The sequence below is a fragment of the Flagellimonas alvinocaridis genome, assembly GCF_965248585.1.
Taxonomy (GTDB): Bacteria; Bacteroidota; Bacteroidia; order Flavobacteriales; family Flavobacteriaceae; genus Flagellimonas; species Flagellimonas alvinocaridis.
Genome location: NZ_OZ252111.1, coordinates 3,391,712 through 3,414,829, shown reverse-complemented (window position 1 = coordinate 3,414,829; position 23,118 = coordinate 3,391,712). Strand labels below are relative to the sequence as shown.

Annotated in this window: 24 protein-coding genes and 1 pseudogene; 10 read left to right on the top strand and 15 right to left on the bottom strand. The window is 42.8% G+C overall.

What is annotated here, in order from left to right:
* Positions 1-72: 72 nt before the first annotated feature.
* The 3 genes from ACP14V_RS15325 to ACP14V_RS15315 form a co-directional block, all read right to left on the bottom strand.
* On the bottom strand, positions 73-975 hold the full coding sequence (locus tag ACP14V_RS15325; protein ID WP_136564758.1) for a serine hydrolase: 903 nt from the start codon (positions 973-975) through the stop codon (positions 73-75).
* Between the two features lie 470 nt (positions 976-1,445).
* The gene (locus ACP14V_RS15320) at positions 1,446-3,620 is read right to left on the bottom strand and encodes a TonB-dependent receptor (protein WP_272608838.1); all 2,175 of its coding nucleotides are present in this window, start codon (positions 3,618-3,620) and stop codon (positions 1,446-1,448) included.
* A 75-nt stretch (positions 3,621-3,695) separates the two neighbouring features.
* Complete coding sequence (locus ACP14V_RS15315) at positions 3,696-4,028, bottom strand: hypothetical protein (RefSeq protein WP_136564756.1); 333 nt, start codon at positions 4,026-4,028, stop codon at positions 3,696-3,698.
* A 112-nt stretch (positions 4,029-4,140) separates the two neighbouring features.
* Here ACP14V_RS15315 and ACP14V_RS15310 point away from each other — a divergent pair, with 112 nt between their 5' ends.
* The gene (locus ACP14V_RS15310) at positions 4,141-4,467 is read left to right on the top strand and encodes a DMT family transporter (protein WP_272609308.1); all 327 of its coding nucleotides are present in this window, start codon (positions 4,141-4,143) and stop codon (positions 4,465-4,467) included.
* Between the two features lie 42 nt (positions 4,468-4,509).
* On the opposite strand, the gene ACP14V_RS15305 is transcribed toward ACP14V_RS15310, so the two are convergent.
* The 3 genes from ACP14V_RS15305 to ACP14V_RS15295 all read right to left on the bottom strand — a co-directional run bounded on the left by ACP14V_RS15305 (position 4,510) and on the right by ACP14V_RS15295 (position 9,577).
* The gene (locus ACP14V_RS15305; protein ID WP_272608837.1) at positions 4,510-6,039 is read right to left on the bottom strand and encodes a sulfatase family protein; all 1,530 of its coding nucleotides are present in this window, start codon (positions 6,037-6,039) and stop codon (positions 4,510-4,512) included.
* Positions 6,040-6,127: 88 nt separating this feature from the next.
* The gene (locus tag ACP14V_RS15300) at positions 6,128-6,355 is read right to left on the bottom strand and encodes a helix-turn-helix domain-containing protein (protein WP_272608836.1); all 228 of its coding nucleotides are present in this window, start codon (positions 6,353-6,355) and stop codon (positions 6,128-6,130) included.
* Positions 6,356-6,880: 525 nt separating this feature from the next.
* Complete coding sequence (locus ACP14V_RS15295) at positions 6,881-9,577, bottom strand: glycoside hydrolase family 3 C-terminal domain-containing protein (RefSeq protein WP_272608835.1); 2,697 nt, start codon at positions 9,575-9,577, stop codon at positions 6,881-6,883.
* Positions 9,578-9,721: 144 nt separating this feature from the next.
* Here ACP14V_RS15295 and ACP14V_RS15290 point away from each other — a divergent pair, with 144 nt between their 5' ends.
* The 3 genes from ACP14V_RS15290 (at position 9,722) to ACP14V_RS15280 (ending at position 10,988) form a co-directional block, all read left to right on the top strand.
* Positions 9,722-10,162, top strand: coding sequence for a molybdenum cofactor biosynthesis protein MoaE (locus ACP14V_RS15290; protein WP_272608834.1), 441 nt, complete (start codon positions 9,722-9,724; stop codon positions 10,160-10,162).
* 3 nt (positions 10,163-10,165) lie between these two features.
* Positions 10,166-10,594, top strand: a complete 429-nt coding sequence (gene moaC / locus ACP14V_RS15285) for a cyclic pyranopterin monophosphate synthase MoaC (RefSeq protein WP_272608833.1) — start codon at positions 10,166-10,168, stop codon at positions 10,592-10,594.
* A 73-nt stretch (positions 10,595-10,667) separates the two neighbouring features.
* On the top strand, positions 10,668-10,988 hold the full coding sequence (locus ACP14V_RS15280) for a hypothetical protein (RefSeq protein WP_272608832.1): 321 nt from the start codon (positions 10,668-10,670) through the stop codon (positions 10,986-10,988).
* 2 nt (positions 10,989-10,990) lie between these two features.
* Here the strand turns inward: ACP14V_RS15280 and ACP14V_RS15275 are convergent.
* Positions 10,991-11,934 (bottom strand): annotated as a pseudogene (locus ACP14V_RS15275) (NAD-dependent epimerase/dehydratase family protein).
* Between the two features lie 64 nt (positions 11,935-11,998).
* Here ACP14V_RS15275 and ACP14V_RS15270 point away from each other — a divergent pair.
* Together ACP14V_RS15270 and ACP14V_RS15265 are read left to right on the top strand one after the other, a co-directional pair.
* A complete protein-coding gene (locus ACP14V_RS15270) occupies positions 11,999-12,496 on the top strand; it encodes a hypothetical protein (protein WP_136564748.1) in 498 nt (165 codons plus the stop codon).
* Positions 12,486-12,986, top strand: a complete 501-nt coding sequence (locus tag ACP14V_RS15265) for a nuclear transport factor 2 family protein (RefSeq protein WP_272608831.1) — start codon at positions 12,486-12,488, stop codon at positions 12,984-12,986. The genes ACP14V_RS15270 and ACP14V_RS15265 overlap by 11 nt, the downstream gene beginning before the upstream one ends.
* Here the strand turns inward: ACP14V_RS15265 and ACP14V_RS15260 are convergent.
* From ACP14V_RS15260 to ACP14V_RS15250, 3 genes are all read right to left on the bottom strand, one after another.
* Positions 12,983-13,678, bottom strand: coding sequence for a tetratricopeptide repeat protein (locus ACP14V_RS15260; protein ID WP_136564746.1), 696 nt, complete (start codon positions 13,676-13,678; stop codon positions 12,983-12,985). The genes ACP14V_RS15265 and ACP14V_RS15260 overlap by 4 nt on opposite strands.
* An 83-nt stretch (positions 13,679-13,761) precedes the next feature.
* The gene (locus tag ACP14V_RS15255) at positions 13,762-14,571 is read right to left on the bottom strand and encodes an NAD-dependent epimerase/dehydratase family protein (protein ID WP_272608830.1); all 810 of its coding nucleotides are present in this window, start codon (positions 14,569-14,571) and stop codon (positions 13,762-13,764) included.
* On the bottom strand, positions 14,564-16,843 hold the full coding sequence (locus tag ACP14V_RS15250; protein WP_272608829.1) for a M20/M25/M40 family metallo-hydrolase: 2,280 nt from the start codon (positions 16,841-16,843) through the stop codon (positions 14,564-14,566). Before ACP14V_RS15250 ends, ACP14V_RS15255 begins: the two co-directional genes overlap by 8 nt.
* Positions 16,844-16,964: 121 nt before the next feature.
* Between ACP14V_RS15250 and ACP14V_RS15245 the strand changes: the two genes are divergently transcribed.
* A complete protein-coding gene (locus ACP14V_RS15245) occupies positions 16,965-17,435 on the top strand; it encodes a CBS domain-containing protein (protein ID WP_136564743.1) in 471 nt (156 codons plus the stop codon).
* Positions 17,436-17,442: 7 nt separating this feature from the next.
* Here ACP14V_RS15245 and ACP14V_RS15240 read toward each other — a convergent pair whose 3' ends face one another.
* Positions 17,443-17,796 (bottom strand): hypothetical protein, encoded by a 354-nt coding sequence (locus ACP14V_RS15240; protein WP_136564742.1) that lies wholly within the window; start codon positions 17,794-17,796, stop codon positions 17,443-17,445.
* Between the two features lie 10 nt (positions 17,797-17,806).
* Entirely contained in the window at positions 17,807-18,379 is a 573-nt protein-coding gene (locus ACP14V_RS15235; RefSeq protein WP_272608828.1) for a pentapeptide repeat-containing protein, read from the bottom strand.
* Between the two features lie 186 nt (positions 18,380-18,565).
* Between ACP14V_RS15235 and ACP14V_RS15230 the strand changes: the two genes are divergently transcribed.
* Positions 18,566-19,315: an SDR family NAD(P)-dependent oxidoreductase gene (locus ACP14V_RS15230; protein WP_272608827.1), complete on the top strand. Its 750-nt coding sequence runs from the start codon at positions 18,566-18,568 to the stop codon at positions 19,313-19,315.
* A gap of 37 nt (positions 19,316-19,352) precedes the next feature.
* Entirely contained in the window at positions 19,353-19,934 is a 582-nt protein-coding gene (locus ACP14V_RS15225) for a TetR/AcrR family transcriptional regulator (protein ID WP_272608826.1), read from the top strand.
* A gap of 6 nt (positions 19,935-19,940) precedes the next feature.
* Here ACP14V_RS15225 and ACP14V_RS15220 read toward each other — a convergent pair whose 3' ends face one another.
* The gene (locus ACP14V_RS15220; RefSeq protein WP_272608825.1) at positions 19,941-20,432 is read right to left on the bottom strand and encodes a DUF6265 family protein; all 492 of its coding nucleotides are present in this window, start codon (positions 20,430-20,432) and stop codon (positions 19,941-19,943) included.
* Positions 20,433-20,465: 33 nt separating this feature from the next.
* On the bottom strand, positions 20,466-21,167 hold the full coding sequence (locus ACP14V_RS15215) for an SIMPL domain-containing protein (protein ID WP_272608824.1): 702 nt from the start codon (positions 21,165-21,167) through the stop codon (positions 20,466-20,468).
* 132 nt (positions 21,168-21,299) lie between these two features.
* On the opposite strand from ACP14V_RS15215, the gene ACP14V_RS15210 reads away from it, so the two are divergent.
* The gene (locus tag ACP14V_RS15210) at positions 21,300-22,436 is read left to right on the top strand and encodes a glycerate kinase (RefSeq protein ID WP_272608823.1); all 1,137 of its coding nucleotides are present in this window, start codon (positions 21,300-21,302) and stop codon (positions 22,434-22,436) included.
* Here the strand turns inward: ACP14V_RS15210 and ACP14V_RS15205 are convergent, their stop codons facing one another.
* Complete coding sequence (locus ACP14V_RS15205; RefSeq protein ID WP_272608822.1) at positions 22,437-23,042, bottom strand: GNAT family N-acetyltransferase; 606 nt, start codon at positions 23,040-23,042, stop codon at positions 22,437-22,439.
* Between the last annotated feature and the right edge of the window lie 76 nt (positions 23,043-23,118).

Sequence of the window (23,118 nt, the reverse complement as noted above, 5' to 3'; positions counted from 1 at the left end):
TATTCCCCTTTTCTAATGTCAAAAAAGTTATTTGCTAATTTGTAGAGCATTGGTCGTGAAACTATCCAATGACTAAATTTCGGTTTTTTTCAATACTTTTTCTACTGGTTTGACCAGATTTCGAATGATTTGTTCCCCTTCGGGGTCATCAATCAATGCAACCAAGATGTACCTCCGATTAGCATCTCTTCCCCAGACCAAAATGGAATCGGAGTGATATGTTTTCCATGATCCGGACTTCCGGAACAGTCTGGCAGATGGGGCAATGATTTCCAGCGTGTTCACAAACTTATGGTGAAGCTCAGGATTTTCCATAATGCTCAACATTTGCTTGGACCTTTTTTCATTGACCAGCTTTCCATTGGCAAGCAAATAATAAAATCGGCAAACTTGGGTTACCGAAGCGGCATGGCTAAGTTGCTTTAAAGGCTCTCTATTGGTATCGCCACCACCTCCATAGCGCTTTCCTACCCAAAGTCCCCCACCATTGCCTTCATCATAAAAGGTATATTTGGGATCCGTCATGACAGCTTCTATCTTAGCATACCCAATTCGATCTATCATTCGGGTAGAGGCAGCATTGTCCGATTTGCTGATCATTAATCGCATATCTTTTTTGATCTCAGGTGTTTCAACAAGTTCTCCTTTTTCAATAGCATCCATGGCAGATAATAGAATGGCAATCTTGGGAAGACTGGCGGCATACATCATATGGTTGCCATTGATTCGAGCGAACCTGACCTTTTCTGGATTGCTCAGATCCACAATGCCCACGGCCATCTTTTTTTGGGAAATTAAATGTGACCATGTTGGATTGCTTAAAATCTCCTCTTCAAGATTGTTTTGAAGTGAAGTATCTACCAGTTTGGTTAAGGGTTTAATGTTTTTATTGTCCATTTTCAAAGGCAATGCTTGTTGACCTGAAATGGAAAAACAAATGGAAAAAACTAGTAACGCAAAAAAGGTATTTCTCATGTGTAAGTTATGGTGTAAAATACGTGTCAAAAGTATATAATCCTAAGATACACAATATGTTAAAAATCACTTTTTAGATGAATTGAAACAATGAGGATTCATAAGGCTTGCCAATTCTTTCTTCTTCAAAATATGTTAAAATGTGTTCCGATAATTAAGATTAAAAAGAGCGCTGAAAGGGATATTAATTTTAGAGTGGGGTGGTTTAGGTTCAAGGAGTACGATACAATAGCTATTTAATTTTCACTTGTTCAATTAGTTTCTTTGAGATTAACCTTGCTCACATGAACATTAAATAAGTATAAAGCATTATTAATGGGGAATTTTAAATGGATATCAAAAGCTGCATAATTACAAAGCTTTTAAAAAATTATGAAGATAAACCAAATCCAAAGAGGGATGCCGCTGTACTTGCCAGCTCGGCATCCCTAGTGCTCATGATATGGCTAGGTAAATCTTCCCGAGGGTAGTCAAAGACGCAATTTAAAACCGCCATTGGCCACAAAGCCATCTACAGGGGCATAAATGTCCAAAAACTGAGGATTGCTTAAATCTCCAGAATAAATGGCTCCAAAACGGGACTGTCTTGTATCTAGAAAATTTTCAAAATTCAGGAAGATGGAGAAATTCTCCCCTAGCTTTTTTTCGCTCATTAACCCCACAATCCAATAAGATTCACTGGTTGTTCCCGAACTTAATTCCTGTGGACTGTAATAATAGGCTTCCAAACCAATCCAAAAATTCTCTTCTTTTTCATACATCAACACATTGTTCAACCGATGTTTGGCTACCAAAGGAAAGTCTGATTTCATTCCATCTTCGTGTTGTTTCACGTTGGCATGCGTGTATCCGGTGAACAGTTTTAAATCTCCATATTTAACCTTTAGGTTGATTTCGGTGCCCTTAGTATCCACATACCCATTGGATTGCTCAAACAAATAGAAACCATTACCGTTTGGGGTCAGCATCATGGGGTCGTTGATCTTGGTGTAGAATAGCAACGTGTTTACAGACATGGTTACTCCTGGAAATGGGATCCATTTGTAGTTGATGTCAAAATTACCCCCAATGGAATGTTCAAGGTCTGTTTCATCCACGTCAATGGGCAGTACGTTCCTAAATTGGAGTCTTTCAGCATCTTCGGTGAACACGGTTGGGGTTTTATATCCCATACCTCCGCCTAGACGAAACGTTAGAGCCTGATTTGGCTCGTACAGTACGGATATCCTTGGCAGGGCCATTGCACCATAATCGGAATGAAAATCTGCACGGAACCCTGTTTCAAGTGATAAAATATCATTTATAGGCCATACATTTTGTGCAAATAACCCAAAAATCTCGTAGGATTGGTCCAATGCCCCATCTTGATCGTTTCGGACATCATTGAAATACTCTGTCCAAAGGTTTGCCCCGAGAACCCATTCCAGTCCGCCTTCTGAAGCATTGGAAAAGTTTATTTCACTGAATGAAGAACGTTGGTATCCCGAAAAGGTGAAATCAGGAATTTGAATGGTTCTATCATAAAAACTGAAACTGTTTTTTAGCTCTAGCCGATTTTGGGCATCAAAAGCATGCTTGAACCCTAGTTGGGTAGAGAACCGCTCGGTTTCATTGGATTCAAAGTAGGGGTCTTGTACAGTTTTGCCTTTTACATGGTCCATATTTCCCCCTAGGCGGTCTTCCCAAATGGCATTGAGGCCGATCAACAACTCGGTTTGGTCGTTCAAGTACCAATAGAGTTTTGGATTTAAGGTAAAACGATCAAATTCCGGAATGGCGGTCAAACCAATGTCCGCAGGATCATAAGGGGTTCCCAGATTATAGGAGGCAAATACTGTTGTCCCCAATGTTTTGAACTTTTGGGAATAAAATCCACTTAAATCCAAACCTAGGGCCGAGGTGCCATTGGCCATAAAACTTAGTTCTGGAACATCTTCCGGTGATTTGGAAATAAGGTTCACCAACCCTGCAATCGCACCACCACCGTAAAGGGTAGAGCTAGACCCTTTTATAACCTCTACCTGTTTTAGGTCCAAAGGTGCAATCTGCATCAGACTCAGTCCACTGGCAAACCCTGAATATAATGGAAAACCATCACGAAGCAATTGGGTATACTTACCATCCAAGCCCTGTATGCGGATACTGGAATTGTAGCTGGTGGCCGATGTCTGTTGGGTCCTGATGCCAGTGCTCTCATTGAGGAGCATTCTAATATCACCGGGTTTCATATTCCCTTTTTCGGAGAGTTCCTCGCCTGCAATCACCTCTACTCGGGTGGGAATGTCCGCAATGGTCCGTGAGCTCCGTGTAGAAACCAAGGTTATTTCCTCCATTTCCTCGGCCTGGGGAGCTAGAAAAATGAATCTGTCAACGGTATTATCCAAAGGAAAAGTTAGACTGCGATTAACAGAGGTATATCCCAAATAGCTCAATTGTAATTCAAATGTGCCATCGGGGATATCATCAATATATATTTTTCCCGTTTCGTTTGAAATGGCTCCTTTGTCAATGGGTTTCAATAGGGCAGTGACCCCAATCAATGGTTCGGCACTAATGGAATCTTTGACAACAATGTCCAAAGTGTTCTGTGCAAGAACGGATACCGTCCCAAACAGGGACAGCAGCAATAATAATCTCGTTTTCATGTAATTTAAATTTTTGACGTATATAGAATCATGGTCAGGACGGTGCCGACCAAAGTGAATCTGGTTTAAACCAGCTTATACTTCAAAAATCCGAGGGGGTTTAAGGGAAAAGAAATACACTTCCTTGGGAAGCGGCTCAATATAGACAATGGGCTGTATTTTTTCTTCAAGCTCAAAGGGAACAAGCTCCAATGACACATGATTGGTTGTAAATCCTGGACACCTTCCACAAGTAAAAAAAGGGGAACAGGGCGTTTCCTTGTCATGTTGTTCATTTTCAGTATTGTGATCTCCATCAGCGCAATGGGATGCGGTAGAAGTTTCAAAACATGAATCTGTTTCTTGACAACATGGGTATGATGACAGAACAATCGTGAGCAATGATAAAATCACAGTGAGGAACTTCATATCACAAAGATAAGGATTTACTCCAGGGTCACTTCTTTTTGTAAATGATTTGGAATATATCCTTTTTGAAATTGTTGGTTGTATCTTTATGGAATTTGAAAAAAGAGTTAGGATGAACTGGATTTTATTGCTTGTCGCAGGGCTTTTTGAAGTGGCTTTTGCCGCTTGTCTTGGAAAGGCCAAAAACGCTTCAGGAGCCGAAGCAAACTATTGGTATATTGCCTTCTTAATTTGCTTGGCCATTAGTATGTTATTGTTGGTAAAAGCAACCAAACATTTGCCCATTGGAACTGCCTATGCCGTTTGGACAGGCATTGGTGCCGTTGGGACGGTTTTGGTTGGAATCCTACTATTTAAAGAGCCAACAACTTTTTGGAGGTTGTTTTTTATTACCACTTTAGTAATCTCAATTGTTGGTTTAAAAATAGTTTCTCACTAGAACTTTATGGGTTACATGAACGGTTCGGGGTTAATTTTCCCCCTATTCTTCAGCAATTCCTCTGATTTTTGCATAAGCCGCTTTCATCTCGGCCAATTTTTCGGGATGGCTTTTGGCCAAGTTGTTCTGCTGGCCCAAGTCTTCCTTCAGGTTGTACAATTGATATTCCGGATCATTGCCTATCTCAATGTTAACGGTTTTGATCATGGCAGGCCCATCATAAGGCGGGATCATGGCCCAATCCCCTTTTCTAAATGCGGTTCGGGTGGAGGCCTCTATAATGAGTTCATCCCGACCGTTGGTGTTTTTTCCCATCAATACATCCAACAAATCTTGACTGTCCTGGGTCGAGGCATCACTGTTCACCAATGCCGCAATTGAAGCCAAAAGATCTACTTGGCTTACCATTGCATCCGAAGTACCTGGGGTAATCTTTCCTTTCCAATAGGTGATGAAGGGTACACGAGTGCCTGCTTCGAACAAGCTGTATTTTCCACCCCGCAACGGGCCGGCGGGTTTATGGTTGCCCAACTTCTCAACGGAATCGTCATAATACCCATCGTTGACCACAGGGCCATTGTCGCTTGAAAACACGATCAAGGTGTTCTCCAGCAAGCCTTCTTCTTTCAAGGTTTTTACAAACTCGCCCACGCACCAATCGGCCTCCACGATTACATCACCACGGGGACCCATACCGCTAGATCCTACAAAACGCGGGTGTGGGGTTCTGGGTACATGGGGCTGTTGAAGTGCATAATACAGGAAAAAGGGCTGATCTTTCTTCTCTTTTACAAATCGTTTGGCCTCGGCCAAAAAAGTATCGGCCATATCCTCATCCACCCATTTGGCAGCTTCTCCGCCTTTCATGAACCCAATTCGGGAAATGCCGTTCACAATGCTGTTGTCATGCCCGTGGTGCCATTTCATTTTCAACAACTCTGGGTTGTCCTTGCCCGTGGGTTCGCCCGGGAAGTTTTTTTGGTAATCAATTTGAATAGGGTCATTGGGGTCAAGATTGTCCACCTTTCCATTTTCAATGTACACTGTGGGTACCCGATCTTGGGTAGCTGCCATGATGTAACTATGGTCAAAGCCTACCTCGTTGGGACCGGGGCTGATGGCTTGGTTCCAATCCACATGTCCGCTGCCAAGTCCCAAATGCCATTTTCCAACAATTCCCGTAGTGTAGCCTTGTTGTTTCAACACCTTGGGAAGGGTGGTTTGGGCCGTATCAATGATCAAGGGGGCGGTGCCCGGTAAGATTTTGGCACTTTTGTTCCGCCACGGATAGGACCCGGTCAACAGGGCATATCGGCTGGGGGTACAGGTGGCCGAAGTGGCATATCCGTTCGTAAATCGCATCCCATTGTTGGCCAAGTGATCCAGATTGGGTGTATGGAGTTCGGTGGCACCATACGCTCCCAGCTCTCCATAGCCCAGATCATCGGCATAGATGATTACGATATTGGGCAGGGCAACTTGTTCTTCCGACTCGGTCTGCTCTTTCTTTTCGGCCTTACAGGCAAAAAACAATATGGTCATCACAAAAAAAAGGGTTCTGGCAATGTGCATTATAGTGGTTTTGTTGGGTTGATGGAATTGCAATCTAAGGAAAAGAGTGCAATTTTTAGGGAAGCCTATGGACAATTTCGGAATTGTATCAATCGTCAAAAGAAGCATTGAAAAAATCACCTAGGGATATTTCAAAATACTGACAGAGCTTTTTTAGGGTTGAAAGTTGAATGTCTCGCTTGCCTTGTTCAATTCTTGAAAATTGAATTCCCGTATCATGTAGGGCTTCTTCTTGTGTAACTCCTTTGATTCCTCTTAACTCTTTGACCCTTTTTGCCAGATTTACAAGCAATTGCTCTTTGCTTTCTTCTTTCATCTTGGCAAGTTCAGGTCAAAAAAAATTTATTATAACAACCGTTCGGTTGTTTTTTTAATATATTTGAACCAACCTCTCCAAATCATTTCCATGAATAATGCATCCATATGCTTAAGACAAATCCTTTTTGGGTCATTAAAAACTTTATAGACCGAGGTTCTCCAGATATGCTGGAGCTTACTTTTTCCATTTTGCAAACCAAAGTTTGGAGTGATATGGAAATACTCATGAAATCAACAAGGAAAAAAGGTACTATTAGGGTACACCGACCTCCAAACTATAATCATATGTACATTGATGTAGTGGAAAATCCAGCTTTCCGTTTTGTATTCTTATGCTCCATGCCACTCTTACATCATCGGGGTCAAAGGATAAAACTTCCCAGACCTTTAGCGAATGGTCACTTAATGATAGATTTTAGCACGCTCGAGTTGAACTTTACTATCGATACCCCCGACCCAAAACATAGAGTCTATGTGAGACAAAGATATATCGGTCTCTACGGTATGAAAGAAAAACAAAATACTATGGTTCTACAGTCAATATGGCCCTTAGCCTAATGTCATTGGAAGAACTGCCGATCATTATTCTAAAATCGCCCGGTTCCACTACGCGGTCCATACCTTCGTTCAACATGGTCAACATTTCCGGGGTTATTTCAAAGGACAGCTCCTTGGTTTCCCCCTTTTTCAAATGGACTCGTTGAAATCCTTTCAACTCCATAATGGGTCGGGCCACGGAGGCCAAAATGTCCCTGAGATAGAGTTGCACCACCTCGTCTCCATCGAACTCCCCAGTATTGGTGACCTTAAACCGGACGGTTGTGGTCTGGTCCTTGGAAATGCTCGGGGCATCAATTTGTATGTCCTCATAGGCAAAGGTGGTATAGCTTAGACCATACCCAAAGGGGAAAAGTGGTTTTCCGGTCAGGTTGATATAGTCATCGCCCCTTCCGGTAGGTTTATGGTTGTAATACAGGGGTAGTTGCGCTTCATGTACCGGAAAGGTAATGGGCAGCCTTCCAGCGGGGTTGTAGTCACCAAAAAGCACATCGGCAATGGCATCGCCCCCAGCGTCACCGGGATACCATACGTCCAGAATGGAGGGGACATCATCAATCCAACGGTCCATGGTGATAGCACTGCCACCCACCAAAACCACCACCATGGGTTTTCCGGTCTTGGCCACGCTTTGGATCAATTCTTCCTGATGACCGGGAAGGGATAGATAGGCCCTGTCCCTGAACTCTCCTTCCTCGATACCCACGGTAACAATGGCCACATCGCTTTTTTGGGCAGTGGCCACGGCTTGTTGGATCTGTTGTTTCCAATCATTTTCAACACCCACATCCCACAACAGTTTGAACCACACATTGCCCACGGTCTCAAAAAATTCGACCTTGAGGTCGTACTCCTTTCCTTTTTCAAAGCGATAGTCTTGGGTAATGGTCCTGACAGTTTGTTTGGTCCAATTGTCCACCACCAGTTCGCCATTGATGTACACCCGATATCCATCGTTGCCCTTGATACCGATTTTAAAAGTGCCCGTCTCGGAAGCTTTGAGTTTTCCGGTCCATCGGGCAGAATAGAAATCATAATTGATTTTCTCCTGATCAGGGGAAAATAAGGTCCATCTAAAATCAATCACTGGGTCAATCCGAGTAAGTGCAGGCTCGCCTTCAAGGGTAATGTTGTTGAAATATTCCGCCTGTAACCCTGCCTTTTGCTCCCCATCTTGGTAATGGTACAATTGTTCCCTGGGGATGGTCACATAATTGGTGGATTCCCTCCCAGGTCCAGCCGCATGGTTGATTGCCACGTTTTCACCCAACTTGGTCTTGAGGCCTTCCAAAATGCTCACGGGCTTGTTTCCGGGACCGGAGTAGCCCCCCAGTCTTGCTTCTTCGGCATCCGTGCCGATGACGGCCACAGATTTGACGGTTTTGGAGAGAGGAAGGGTTTGGGCATCATTTTTCAACAGGACCATAGACTCCAAGGAAGCTTTCTTGGCCAACTCCCGATTTTCTTTTGTGCCGTTCCATTTGCTGGCTTCTTGCGGGTCTACATATGGGTTTTCAAACAATCCCAATTTAAACTTGGCCCGAAGCACCCTTCTGACGGCTTCATCTATGGCCGCTTCATTGATCATTCCTTTTTCAAAGGCTTCGTAAAATAGGGTGTAGTGGTCGTATGAGGTTTGAAAAATCACATCCAATCCATTTTCAATGGCCTGTTGGGTGGATTCCGCATAATCCTTTGCGGTAAAATGAAGCACATTGGACCCACCTGTGGCCCCGGCATCGGAAATCACAAAACCATCAAAGCCCCATTCCTTTTTCAGTTTTTGGTTGAGCAACCAGTCGTTGGCAGTGCACTGCCTTCCATCAAAGGAATTGTAAGAAGTCATCACGGACCATGCATTGGCCTTTTGGAAACTGGCCTTAAAAGCGGGAAAATAAATTTCCTCCATCAGCCTTTCATTAAAATGAATGGGGTAACTATCGCGTCCACCATCACCTACATTGGCCACAAAATGCTTGGGGGTGGTAAGCACTCCGGACTTTTCAAACTGGGAAATGAAGGAGACTCCCATTTGTGTAGTTAAAAAAGGGTCTTCACCATAGGTTTCCTCGGTTCTTCCCCAGCGAACATCGCGGGCTATATTGAGCACGGGGGACAAGATTTGCCGAATCCCCCTGGTCTTGGTTTCCATGGTAATGGCTTTGCCTACATCGGCAACAAGAAGGGTATCCCAAGTGGCTGCCAAGGCAATGGACTGTGGAAATGCTGTGGCACCTTCCCGAACCAAGCCGTGAAGTGCTTCGTCAAAAGCAATGATAGGAATACCCAATCGGGTTTCCTCCACAAAGTATTTCTGGATTTCATTGATTAAAACGGCGGTTTGTTCTGCGGTTCCCCCACCGGAATAATCCAACAATTGCTCTGCCTCATTCCCAGATTTTCCCTTGGTGGCCACCTGAAACCCAAAAATGCCATGCTTGTAGCGTTCCTTGCCATCGGATAGATCTCCGGGAATCATGAACAACTGCCAGAATTTTTCTTCCAAGGTCATCCTGGGCAATAGGTCATCTACCCTTTCTTCTATGGACAAATCTGGATTTTTGTAATCCAACGGGTCTTCTTTTTGGCACGAAATGAGGAGAACGGATAAAACCACCATGGCCATGCACAGGGTTTTGCAGGGGAGCACTATTGTTTTCATTTAAAGGGTTTGGTTTAGTTTAGAAGAGAAGTCATAGACTGCTTCTTTGGTCATAAATGTAGGGTATTTTCTGGGAATGGGTTGAAGGTGTTTGTTCATGGCCCTTTCTTATTTCTTCCTTACCTTAGTGCAAACTTCCAGCGTATGGAGACCAAAGTCAAGAACGTATTTGTGGATGGGGCCATTTCCTCAGAGTTTATCGCCCAATCCATAGCAAAACACCAATCCAAGACCCAGATTGGGGCACATGATATTTTTCTGGGACAGGTACGTGCCGATGAGATCGATGGCAAAACCGTCTCGGCTATAGAGTACTCTGCTTATGAGGATATGGCCAATCAGAAGTTCCATAAAATCAGGGAGAGCACTTTTTCAAAGTTTGAAATTACCTGCATGCATATTTACCATAGCAAGGGTAAGGTAAATACAGGTGAAATTTGCCTTTTTGTGTTTGTGTCTTCTCCCCACAGGCGGGTGGCGTTTGAAGCATTGGAGTATGTGGTCGAGGAAATCAAGGCCCAGGTTCCTGTATTCGGAAAGGAACTCTTTGGGGATGATTCCTATCAATGGAAAGTCAATACATAGCCCATGGTCGATATAACCCAAAAACAATCCACCCATAGAACTGCCGTGGCGCAGGCGGTAGTAAAAGTCGGGAATATGGCCACGATCGAGGCCATCAAAAACGGAACGGTCCCCAAGGGCGATGTGCTTTCCATGAGCAAAGCTGCCGGTTTTTTAGGGGTGAAAAAAACTTCAGACCTGCTTCCCGATTGTCATCCTCTCCCTGTGGAGTATTGCGGTATTGAATATGAAATGGATGGACTGGAGATCAAGATCATCATCACTGTAAAGACCTTCTATAAAACCGGGGTGGAGGTAGAGGCCATGCATGGTGCCAGTGTAGTGGCCCTTACCATGTACGATATGCTAAAACCCATTGACAAAAGTGTGGAAATCCACCACATAAAATTATTGAAAAAGACAGGCGGCAAGTCAGATATTGATAAGTTGTAATTTTTTCAATTTTTTTTCCCAACCAAACACTTTTATTCTAATTTTAGGTTGATTAGAAAATAACCCCAACACCATGAACAACCTCAAACGTGTAATTGTCGATTACAAAAAGCTAACCCCAGAAGTATTGAAATTACTTGTGGAAAAATACCCCGATGGCTATGGAGATAACGATGTGATCAACTTTAGAAATTTGAAAGGTGAGTTGATTGAGGCTGTTGAGGTATCCACGGAAGACACCAAATATTTGGTAAAGATAAGTTCCAAGTTGGAGCATACCATGGCGAACTTTGATGATGATGACGATGAAGACACATCAGATTTGGATACTGATGATATGGACAAGATGCCAGATGATGACGATGATTTTTCAGATTCCGAAGAGGAAGAATAATCTCAATCCCGTTTTAGATTTTCCAACATTTCAACCGTGGTCTGATCCAAATTAAAGTTGGGTTGCCATCCCCAATCCTTTCTGGCCAGGTATCGTCAATGCTACTAGGCCATGAATCGGCTATTTGCTGTCTAAAATCTGGGGCGTAGCTTATGGAGAAATCAGGAATGTGTTTTTGGATGCTTTTAGCCACTTCACTCGGGGTAAAACTCATGCTGCCCAAATTGTAGGAAGATCGTATGGTGAGGTTTTCAGCAGGGCTTTCCATTAAGCTGATGGTGGCCCGGATGGCATCGTCCATATACATCATGGGGAGTTTGGTTTCTTCATTCAGGAAACATTGGTAGTTGCCATTCTTTAAGGCTTCATGGTATATCTCAACGGCATAGTCGGTAGTTCCGCCGCCTGGCATGGTCTTCCAACTGATCAATCCTGGGTAGCGCACACTACGCACATCAACCCCAAATTTTTTAAAGTAATATTCGCACCAACGTTCCCCAGCCTGTTTGCTTATGCCATATACGGTGCTTGGTTCCATAATGGTGTTTTGTGGGGTATCTTCCTTTGGGGTATTGGGGCCAAAAACAGCTATGCTGGAAGGCCAAAATACCTTGGATAATTTTCCTTCCCTAGCTAAATTCAATATATTGAAAAGGGAGCCCATGTTCAGGTTCCAGGCCCTCATAGGAAACTTTTCTGCAGTAGCGCTGAGCATTGCAGCCATTAAGTAGACTTCATCAATTTCATAATGCATTACCACATCTTCAATGGCGCCATAACTTGTGGCATCCAAAAGTTCAAACGGGCCAGATTTCACTAGATCATTATTTCCTTCCCGTATGTCGCTGGCAATAACACATTCGGAACCATACTTTTTTCTGAGTTCAACGGTGAGCTCGGTACCAATTTGTCCGCATGCCCCTAAAATGAGAATAGGCTTTTGCATCTAATTTGAAGTTAATTGCGTTTAAGGATAAATATAGCCTTTATTAAAATTTGTACATTCGCTTATGCGAAAATTGATAGTTACACTGATGGCCTTTGCTGCTCTTTGGAGCTGTAAAAATGCAGAAAACGCTTCTGAAGAAACCGAGGCCGTAGAGCTCGTATTCAATTATCAAAAATTACCTTCCAAATTGGCCTTGAACCCAGAAGCAAGTGCCATTGTAGAAACTTGGGAGGAATTTAAGGCTTTGTCAGGAAGCATAGATGTTTTGTACAAGGCAACCAACAATGAAGATTTGAGTTTGGCCATTGATGACCTTATTGAAAAGGAAAAACTTTTAGAAAAAGGAACCTATCCAGAGCTTTTTGATAGTTTTCAGGTGAAAAGTAGACAACAGGTACTTAAAACGTATTTGTATAAGGTTAAATCCAAGGTTTTGGAAAATCAAGAAACCACAGAGCCCACTATAGAAATGGTGGAAGCGTACAATGCGATACGTAAACAGTTAAATGTTATCGTAAACAGTCAGTTGGACAAAAAATTGATTTTGGATGAAGAATAAGATATTTTGTCTGTTGGCGCTTACCGTTATGGTAGCCAGCGCACAGACCACGGAAAAGGAAAGAATCGACACTTTATTGGATAGTTGGCACTTGGCGGCTTCCAATGCCGATTATGATGCTTATTTTGCAAAAATGACCCATGACGGGGTCTTCATTGGTACCGATGCCACCGAAAATTGGCAAAATGAGGAATTCAAAGCGTTTTCAAAACCTTATTTTGATCGTGGAAAAGCTTGGAGTTTTACCGCGGTCCAACGTAATATATACCTCAATAAAGCCAAGGATTTTGCTTGGTTTGATGAATTGTTGGATACCCAGATGAAACTGTGTAGGGGTTCCGGGGTGCTCAAAAAAGAAAATGGGCAATGGAAGATTGCCCATTATGTACTTTCAATAGCCGTGCCCAATGAAAATGTTGACGAACTGATTCAAATGAAGGAACAAAAAGATGACCAGTTGTTGCTCGAATTGAAAAAACAACAGGATTAATTTCCTCCCTCTGGTTTCTCTTTTCTAGATTCCAACGCCTGCTTGCTTAAACTCGCCAAATTAAAATTGGGATCCAATTTTAGGGCTTCATCAATGGTAGCTATGGCTGCATCGATATTGTTCCTGTCCATATTGAAGGTCAAAAGGCCCTTTAAGTGGTAAAAGGCAGACTTTAAATGAACTTCATAAGGTTGCTGTCTCTCATAAAAAGCATACTTCATATCGTCCTGGGCGTTGGCAATACCATACTCTATATTGGTGGAAGCTCCGGCATTATCCCCAGTCTGGATTTTTAAGTCGGCTAATTCATATGCCAAATAAGCAGATGGGTCTCTTTTGAAAAGTACCTCAAACTGTTCCAAAGCCCTTTTGGGTTGGTTCAGTGCCTTCAAACATACGGCCTTTACCTGAACGGCCAAATCAGAATCGGCATCATCCTTTTCAATCCCAATGGTGTTCAAAGCTTGTAGGTGTTGGCCATTGTTCATATAGATAAAGGACAAGGTGTCTCTCCTCTCTTGGGAGGGGGCAAGTACGTTTAAATGAGTCAATGCTCCAATAACACCAGTAATGTCACCTTGCAAGCGCATTTCATCATAGTATGCTTGATAGTGTTCCAAAAGTTCATTTTTGCTCTGGGCCATCGCACTAAAACCGATGAGTAAAAGTAATAGGGGTAATGTCTTTTTCATTGATCTTCAATTTAGTGCGCCAAAACTAAAAAAATTATCGGTATAAAGCTGTTAAGAAAATGCCATATGGAATATTAAGCCCTTTATGTGGTAATAGAAGTTGTGAAGCTATGTCCTTTGCCTAGAAAAAGGCTGCTCAGCACCACCTTATTTTTTTCTTCCAAAACATTGTTCTGGTAGTGTGGTGGGGGAATATCTCTTTTTTTGGCTTCATCCACATAGTAATCCCTTTTTTTTGGGTGCAATGGATAAACGCCATTAAAAATTTCACCCCAATACTCATTTTGGATGATGGTGGAAATCATGAGGATGCAATCATCCAGATGAATTAAGTTTACCGGGTCATCACCATTGGTAAGGTTTTGTTTTCCGGAGAGCATGGTTACGGGGTGTCGTTGAGGTCCAATTAATCCGCCAAAGCGAATTACAGTGGTGTAAAGGGTGGCGTCTCCCATCAAAAGATTTTCACAGGCCAGTAATTGCTTTCCAGACTCTGTATTGGGTATTGGAGGAGTGAATTCGGTAACATTACCTTTCACATCACCATATACCGATGTGCTGCTTACAAAGATAATTTTTGAGACTCCACTCTTTTTAATTTCGGCATGGAGCAGTTTTATTTTTTCAATATAGCTTTCGGCATTTTTACTCCTTAATCTTGGAGGTATATTTATGATTAAAATGGAAATGTTGGATAAGAATTTTTGAATGTCACCTTTGATACCCGTTTCGGACAACTCAATTTGAAAAGGTGTTATCCCATCCAATTGAAGGGCATTCATCTTATCTTTTGATGTTGTGGAGCCATGCACATCATAAGAATTCTTTGCCAATTGTCTGGCCAAGGGAAACCCTAACCATCCACATCCTAAAACACCAATTTTTTTATTCAAACCGCAATGTCTTAATGGTCAATATGGCATCGTTCAACACAAAGGGCATGGGAATGCTGGACTCGGGTCTTTTGGGAATGCTAAAGTCCGGATGGGTAAGCAAATCATTGGAAGCCTCGTAAAAAGACAGCTCCAACACCGAGTCTTTTGGAAAGGTCAACTCAAGCTCGGTAAAGTCATTATTGGTTATGTAATGCGTTACGAGTTTCGAGTTTCGAGTTTCCAAAAAATGTTCTGACAATGGGATTCTATTCACTTTTGCGTTTTGCAAAGTGATGGGGTTGGTGTACACATCCAGGCGGTTAACATCCCGTTTTGGAGTGATGCACAGCTCTAGAACCCTAGCATCACCTATAATCGTGTCTTTTACTTTATCAATCCACGGAATTGCAATGTTTTTTTTCGGTGCATCGGCAATGTAAGTGAGCTGGGTTCGGTATTTGCTGGATAATGTCTCATATTCCTCAGTACTGGGTTTGTGTTTAGTATCTCCCAAAAATTGATTGTTCCAATCAATTGGGCTATTGTCATACGTGGCCCAAGTAGCAGTGTCCGTATCTGCGTTGTAAACGTAAAGGAGGCTACTTGGTTTGGGTCTTTCTGCATTAAAATCTGAATTAATATGGGACGATATGCCAAACACCATAAACAGAAACAAAAACAGATAGGCCAAACGATCTTTGTTTTTTAGTTGTCCGAAAAATGGTAACAACAAAACAAATAGGAGGGTAGTGAATACCGTTGCGGCCACCATCATCTTCAAGCCTAATCCAACAGGAAACATTTTAATGAAAGGCGAATAAATAAAAACTGCCGGCAATCCTAAAAAGACCATCAAAAAAGGATTGGGCTCATCTTGGTTCAGGGTTACCATAAAAGCGGCCAAAAGCCCAAAAAGAGGAATCACAAAAAAGCTTGCGCCAGATAAATATTGTGCAACAAGGCCACAGATAATCAACCATACAAAAATCGGCGCAACCAAAAGATTGGGCGTGCCTGTTTTTCGAAATTTATGATAGGTCCAAAAACATACGGCCAAAGAAATCATGACATAGACCACGATGTACAAATGGCCATTATAGGTGAACCCATGTAACATATCCTTAAAGTCGGGATACCACCAAGTAATTGTGGTCCAACAAAAATAGCCGATTGCTCCATTGACCACGAGAGTGAACAGTAAAGGCAAGAACCCTCTTAGAATATCTTTTAGATGTAATCTTTTCTTTTTGAAGCCTACAATCAATAAAATAACAAAGGTCAATAGGGCAAACCCGAACATGGGCCAAATCCATTCAAAGGGATAAGAAACCAGATTGAAAAAAGGGAGATTAAAGTAGATATAATCATTTAGGCTTTTAAGATTCCCCAAATCCGATTCACTGAAATGTTTGAGCAATGGCATTAGGTAACTGCCCTGATGAGCCAATGTTTTTCTGTCCAAACGCTCATAAGTGTCCAGCGCAGTATGGTAATCAAAATGGTCATCAATAAAGGCAAAGTTAAAGCCATCAATATCGCCATCTTCCCTAAAGACAGTCAAATCCGTATCATTGGGCAACATTTTATAGATGCTGTAGGCTAAGGAATTGGCTACGGGATACTCTGGGTGGGCTTCGGAAAATTCCTTGATAAGGGTTCCATTGCCCCTATTGGTCTCAATGAGCATATAACTAGGGCCTCCGCTTCCACGCGCCTCAAAATTGAGCACCAAACCAACATCTTTTGCCCATGGATGTTTGTTTACAAATAAATCGGCTCCATTGAGACCCAATTCTTCAGCATCGGTGATAAGTATGATAATATCGTTTTTCGGGTTTTGGTTTTCTTCCAAAAAAGCCCTAACTCCTTCTAAAATTGTGGCTACGCCACTTGCGGCATCACTTGCGCCGTGTGATGAATGCGGATTGCTATCATAATGGGATAACAACAAAAGTGCTTTTCCTTCTGATTTACCCTTTATCCTTGCCAAAATATTGGTGGCTTTGCTGAGATTGGCCCAGTCCCCAGCGGTATATCCCTCTTGGGTAGAGGTTTCCAATCCCATTTTCTTAAGCTCGGAAATAATATAGCTTCTGGCCCGTGCATGCCCTGGAAATCCAACGGCATGAGGCTCTACGGATAGATTTTTAACATGAACCAATGCCCTGTCCGTGGAAAAAATCTGCGGAGACGCATCCATATCTGGACCGTATGTTGGCGTCAAGGCTTTATAGCTCCAAAATACAGCGGCTAAGAGAAGGAAAAGGGCAAGGGTTCGGGAGAACTTCATGGTTTTACGTTGTTTGGTCATAAAAATATGAAATTATGAAAGGTTCTCATATTTGGATATAAAAAGTTAGATAATTCGCTAAAAAAAGCTATATTTAATATTCAACCTTAAATTTAACCTTATGGCAATCAAGAGTTTTCAAGGCGTACGATCTAAGGAGGAGTCTAAAAAAAAGTACGACGCTCCTATTTTGGTTGAGGATTACATGACCAAAAAACTGATTACTTTTTCACCCGAACAATCTATTTTGGAAGTAATGGAAGCATTTGCCAAGTATCACATATCTGGGGGGCCAGTTATGGATAATAATGGATTTTTGGTAGGCATCATTTCCGAAGCGGACTGTATGAAACAGATTTCTGAAAGTAGGTACTTCAATCAACCTATATTGGACAAAAGTGTGGAACGGTATATGACCAAGGAGGTGGAGACCATTCCGCATGACATGAGCATTTTTGATGCGGCCGGTGTCTTTGATCGACATAACCGTAGGAGGTTGCCGGTAATGAAAAAGGATATTCTGGTGGGCCAGATAAGCCGCAAAGACATTGTAGTGGCAGCCCTAAAGCTCAATGCACAGAATTGGAAGTAAAATTTTATCACTCCCGTTTTACGATCATATAATAATCGTTGTCCAAAGGTAAATACCCAAGGTCATAAACGAAATAGTAGGTACTGCCCTTTTTGGTGGTATATAGGTTGGTAATGTATTCAAAATCGAAGCCTTTATCCAGTAATCGCATCTTTGTAGTGGTGGTTTTCCCTTCTTTTAATGGAAAACTATCCAGAATACGATAGTTTTTGCGCAGTTTGTTATTGATGTTGCGCACCAAGTTTTTGCTGTCTTTGTTCAGGCGATTGTTATAGGCATTTCTACAGTGGTCGGAGCAGTATTTCTGGTCAATCCTGCCCAAGAGCTTTGCCCCACATTCCAAACATTTTCTTTCGGACATAGGATAAGATTTAGGTGACTACAATATCATACTTTTTCAACAAACCTATGAGACCCTCTTTGCTGAACTTACTTTTTTTGAGGGAGTTTCTAGTGGGGTCGATGGAAAAACCGAAGGCAGTTTCAAAATCCGTCCCCTCCAGATCGGTATTCTCAAAAATAGCATTCTTCAGGTCAGAACCTGAAAAGGAACTCCCTTTTAGGGAGGTGTTGGAAAAATCGGTCTGGTGCAACTTGCAATTTAGAAACTGGGTCTGGGGAATTTCCAAATCATAAAAAGAAGCCACCGAAAGATTACATCCGTCAAATTGAAACGATAGCAGCATGGGATTACAGCTGTCAAACTGAAGCCCCACCATTTTGCAATTAATGAATTCCACCTCGTTAAAAGTGGTATGGGCTATATTGGCATTGGTCAAATCACAGTCCTCAAAGGTACACTCCACAAAGTTTTGGTTGTCCAAAAACCCCTTGGTGAACAAGCAATCCACAAAGCGACAATTTTCATAATCCCCTTTGGGCAACTTGGTTTGCGTAAAATCCTGTTTGATAAACTCTTTGTCCAGCCAAAATGATTGTGCCATATGATATGTTTCCAATGAAATTAAACCGTTTTCGGGGTCATGCGCAATGTAAGGTAAGTTACAAAAACTGATGGGGATTGTTAAGAAAAGGATAAACCTTGAATTTTATTTGGAACAATCGTTCTAAAATAAATATGTTTGTATTGGAACATTCATTCCAAAATAAAAACATAAAACAATTACACCATGAAAAAACTATTGGGAAAAGTAGCCATCATTACCGGGGCAACAAGTGGAATGGGTCTGGAAACGGCCAAAAGATACCTCGAGGAAGGGGCCAAAGTGGTCCTTACGGGTAGAAGTCAGGACAAGTTGAACGCCTTAGAGGACCAACTTTCAGGAGAGTACTTATTGGTAAGGGCCGAAGCATCCAGTGTCTCGGACAGTGCGGCCCTTGTGGCCCAGACCGTGGAGCGGTTTGGGAAGATTGATATCCTGTTTCTGAACGCAGGAGTCTTTAGAATTGAGCCTTTGGAACATCTGACCGAGCAGATTTTCGACGAAGTGTACGACATAAATGTGCGAGGCCCGCTATTTACCGTAAAGGCAGCCTATGAATATTTGAATGAGAGGGCTAGTATCATTTTCAACACCTCCATTGTAAACGTAAAAGGCTTTTCGGGCATGTCAGCCTACGGATCTAGCAAAGCGGCATTACGGTCACTGACCCGTACATTGGCTGCCGAATTGGGACCCAAGGGAATCCGGGTAAATGCCATAGCACCGGGACCTATTGACACTCCTATTTACATCAAGCACAATGCGCCTCAGGAGAATGTGGACCAGATGGCGTCCAACCTTCCTTCAATGATACCCCAAGGCAGGTTTGGGACTGTGGATGAGATTGCCACCACAGCCGTATTCTTGGGGTCTTCGGACAGTAGTTATATCACCGGGGCGGAGATTCCCGTGGATGGAGGATTGGCGCAAGTGTAATTTTTTGAATACTTTCGAAAGAATTATTTCGAAACACATGCCAAGGGTAAAGCAGTTTGATGAAGCGGAGATATTGAACAAGGCTATGGAACTCTTTTGGGAAAAAGGGTTCCATGCCACTTCAATGCAGGATTTGGTATCCCATTTGGGTATCAACAGGGCCAGTTTATACGATACCTTTGGCTGTAAAGAAGCCCTTTTCCAGAACGCCGTGGAACACTATATTGAGGTGAGCGGTAGCTGTATCCGAAACTTGTTCGCAGAGGAAAATGATGTTCGTGTTGGACTCAGAAAGCTTTTTGATATGGCCATCAATGAATCCCTTTGTGATCTGTCCAAAAAGGGGTGTTTTGTAGTCAATACCACCACAGAGCTCATTCCCGGAGATGCGGCCATTCAGGAAATGCTCCAAAAGAACAGGGAGAACATGGAAGCAGTTTTTGTGGATTATATCCAAAAGGGAATCGACAAGGGCCAAATCGATGCCTCCAAAAATGCACAGGATGTTGGGTTAATGTTTTTTGGTCTATACAATGGACTCAGGGTTTTGGCCAAAGTGGACCCTACTTCGGAAAGTCTCAAAAGAATGGCGACCGCTGGACTTTCCATCTTGGATTAAGGACCGTTAAGGAACCCGCTTGTAGGCAAATAGCACTTCTTCGGCAGAATCGGCATCTTCAATAAGAACATGAACGTTCATCTCATTTTCATTGACTCGTTCCATGGTGAGTCCTTCAAAAAAAACCTTGTTCTTTTCAACCTTGACCAACCTAAAATCAACGGTTTCATCCTTTTCTTCCCATCCTCTGAGGTTTCCTTGGAAGTGTTTCAACTGTAAAATCATCGTATTCTCCACCTGTTGGATATGCCCTATTTCATAAAAAGAAACCTTGTTGTCCTTGACCAGTTTAAAGACAAACATCATGGAGCCCCCGAGCGGGGGACCCCAGATTTCTTCAGCAATGCCGCCAAAGGCTTCGCCTTGCCAATGCCCAGATATCCAAGATACATCTTCCAGTGTGGCATTTGGGGATTGTTGACCTTCGGTCAATTGTAAGGTTTCTTGGGCCGAAACCATACCCACATGGAACAGGAGCAGGATAATTGCAGTTCTCATACGATGTTTTATGGTAAGACGAACGGCCAGCTATTAATTGGACAATGCAAACTTTACATTTACCGTGGTCTCCACTCTTATTTTTTCAAAATCGATGTCCAAGGGTTGTGCTTGGCCCATGTCGGCACTCACTGCTTTCATTTCCATCATTGGAGCTTGGTTGTATCTGGGATAGTGTGGCTGCGAGTGGTCTGCGATATGAAGGGCAGATCCCACTTTTTGTCCTAACGGTTTAGTGAGCGCATTAGCCTTTTGCTTGGCCTTTTTCACGGCTCTGGTCTTCAGTTCCAGTTCCAGTTCATCCATTTTGGAATATTCGGTTTTTTCCAAAAAAGCATTGGCAATATCCAACTGCTCCAAGGCCATCAAGACCTCACCGGCCTGTTTTCCAGAGTATACCAAAAGGGAATACTGTTTGCTTTTTAGCACTTCCTTCCCACGTAAAAAATATTTTTGAAAGTTACTACTGAGGTCTTTGATCACCAATTGCTTGTCCAAATCCACCCCAAGGGCCTTTAAGCGTTGGGCCATTTTGTTTTCCTGCTCTTCCACGGAATTTCGGCCTTTGGAATCCTTTTCCTGAATGGTGATGTTGAGGTAAATTTTATCTGGGGTGACCAAAGTGTCCACTTGGGCCGAGGTTTCCAAATAGGGAACATCCAAGAAACTCTTTGATTGTGCAAAAATGGCTGTTGAGAACAATAGCCCGATAATGGGAATGATTACTTTTTTCATGCGTTTTTGATTTTTTATTTAAAGGTAAATACTTCCCCCCAAGAAGCAAAACCTGTGCCGTTTTATGATCCATAAAATTTCAAAACATAAAAAACTGGGGGATTCTCCAATATTCTTGAGTACATTGTAAGTATGAAATTTGTTCTGGCTCCCGATAAATATAAAGGTTCGCTCACTGGGCGGCAATTTTGTGATGCGGTTGAAAGTGGGATAAAAAAAGTTTTTCCTACTGCTGATATCGTCAAAAAGCCCTTGGCCGATGGCGGGGATGGTACCATTGAAGTTGTGATGGATTATCTTCATGCAGAAATGGTTTCCGTTAAAGTAAATGATCCTCTTTTTCGTGAGATAGAGTCGGCTTATCTGCTTTCGGGAGATGGGAAAACGGCATTCATTGAAATGTCCGAAGCCTCAGGGTATAAATTATTGGCCAAATCGGAAATGAACTGCATGCACACCACTTCTTTGGGAATAGGTGAAATGATCGTGGATGCGATGGAAAAAGGGGCTAGGAACATTGTTCTTGGTATTGGGGGCAGTGCCACCAATGATGGAGGCATGGGGTTGGCCATGGCCTTGGGGTATGAATTTTTGGACAAGGATGGGCAAGTTTTGGAACCTGTGGGGAGGAATCTTATCCATGTAAAGCACATCAGCAAGGAAAAAGTTCACGGGAAATTATCTGAAATCAATGTTCAAGTGGCCTGCGATGTCAATAATCCCTTGCATGGCAAACAAGGCGCGGCCCACATATACGGACCCCAGAAGGGAGCCTCTCCAGATGAAGTGGTCTTTTTGGACCAAGGGTTGGAAAGTTTTGCGCAAGTACTCCAAGCTGTTTTTGATGTGGATGTACAGCAAATTCCAGGAGCTGGTGCCGCAGGAGGTATGGGAGCTGGGACCTTTGTTTTCTTGAATGCCCATTTAACGCCTGGGGTGGATCTGGTGATGCAATTGGCCCGTTTTGATGATGCTTTGGAAAATGCTGATTGGGTCATCACTGGCGAAGGACAAATGGATGGTCAGACCTTTTCTGGAAAAACCATCAATGGGGTAGTGCGCTCGGCCCGGGCAAAAAATATTCCAGTTGCCGCTTTTTGCGGTTCCATGGAGGTTTCCATTGAGGATATGCAGAAGATGGGACTACAGTATGGGGTTTCCATTTTGAACCATGTGGGCAATTTGGAGGATGCCAAGGCCAAAAGCTACCGGAATCTGGAATTGGCCAGTTATAATTTTGCGAGTCTTTTGAAACAGGCCAAAATGTAATCAGGGCTTGGATTTCCCTCGCATCATCTTAAATTCCAACGAAGTTTTTACGGCTTTCCATTCGCTGTCCAAAATGGAAAAGAGCACCGTATCCCGAATAACTCCCCTTTCATCAATGCGATGGTTTCTCAGGATTCCTTCTTGTTTGGCCCCTAATAGAAGAATGGCATTGCGCGAAGGAAAATTATGAAAATGGGTCTTGAACTCCACCGCAATACAATCCAACACTTCAAAAGCGTGTTTCAAGAGTAGATACTTGCATTCGGTATTGACCCCGGTTCGCTGTACCCGTTCAGCGTACCAAGTCGCCCCGATTTCAACCCTTCTGTGTTGGGCATCGGCATTCAGATAGCGGGTACTGCCTACAACGGTATTGGTTTTTTTATCGATGATAGCGAATGGAAGTGCCCTGTCCGCTTTTTGTTCCGAAAAGACAATACCCATATAAGTGTCAATGGTGTCGGCGGATGGAACGGAAGTATACCACAACTCCCAAAGTTTACCATCTGAAGCTGCGGAGACCAAAGCCTCTCTGTGTTCGGCTAGCATAGGGACCAGCTTTACCAACTCTCCTTCCAGCGTAATGGGTTGCAACCAAGGTGCCATAGAATTTACTTAATGTTGATTTTACCAAAGGTATTATGCTTGGCTCAATTTTACACAACAAAAAAGCCGGGATATG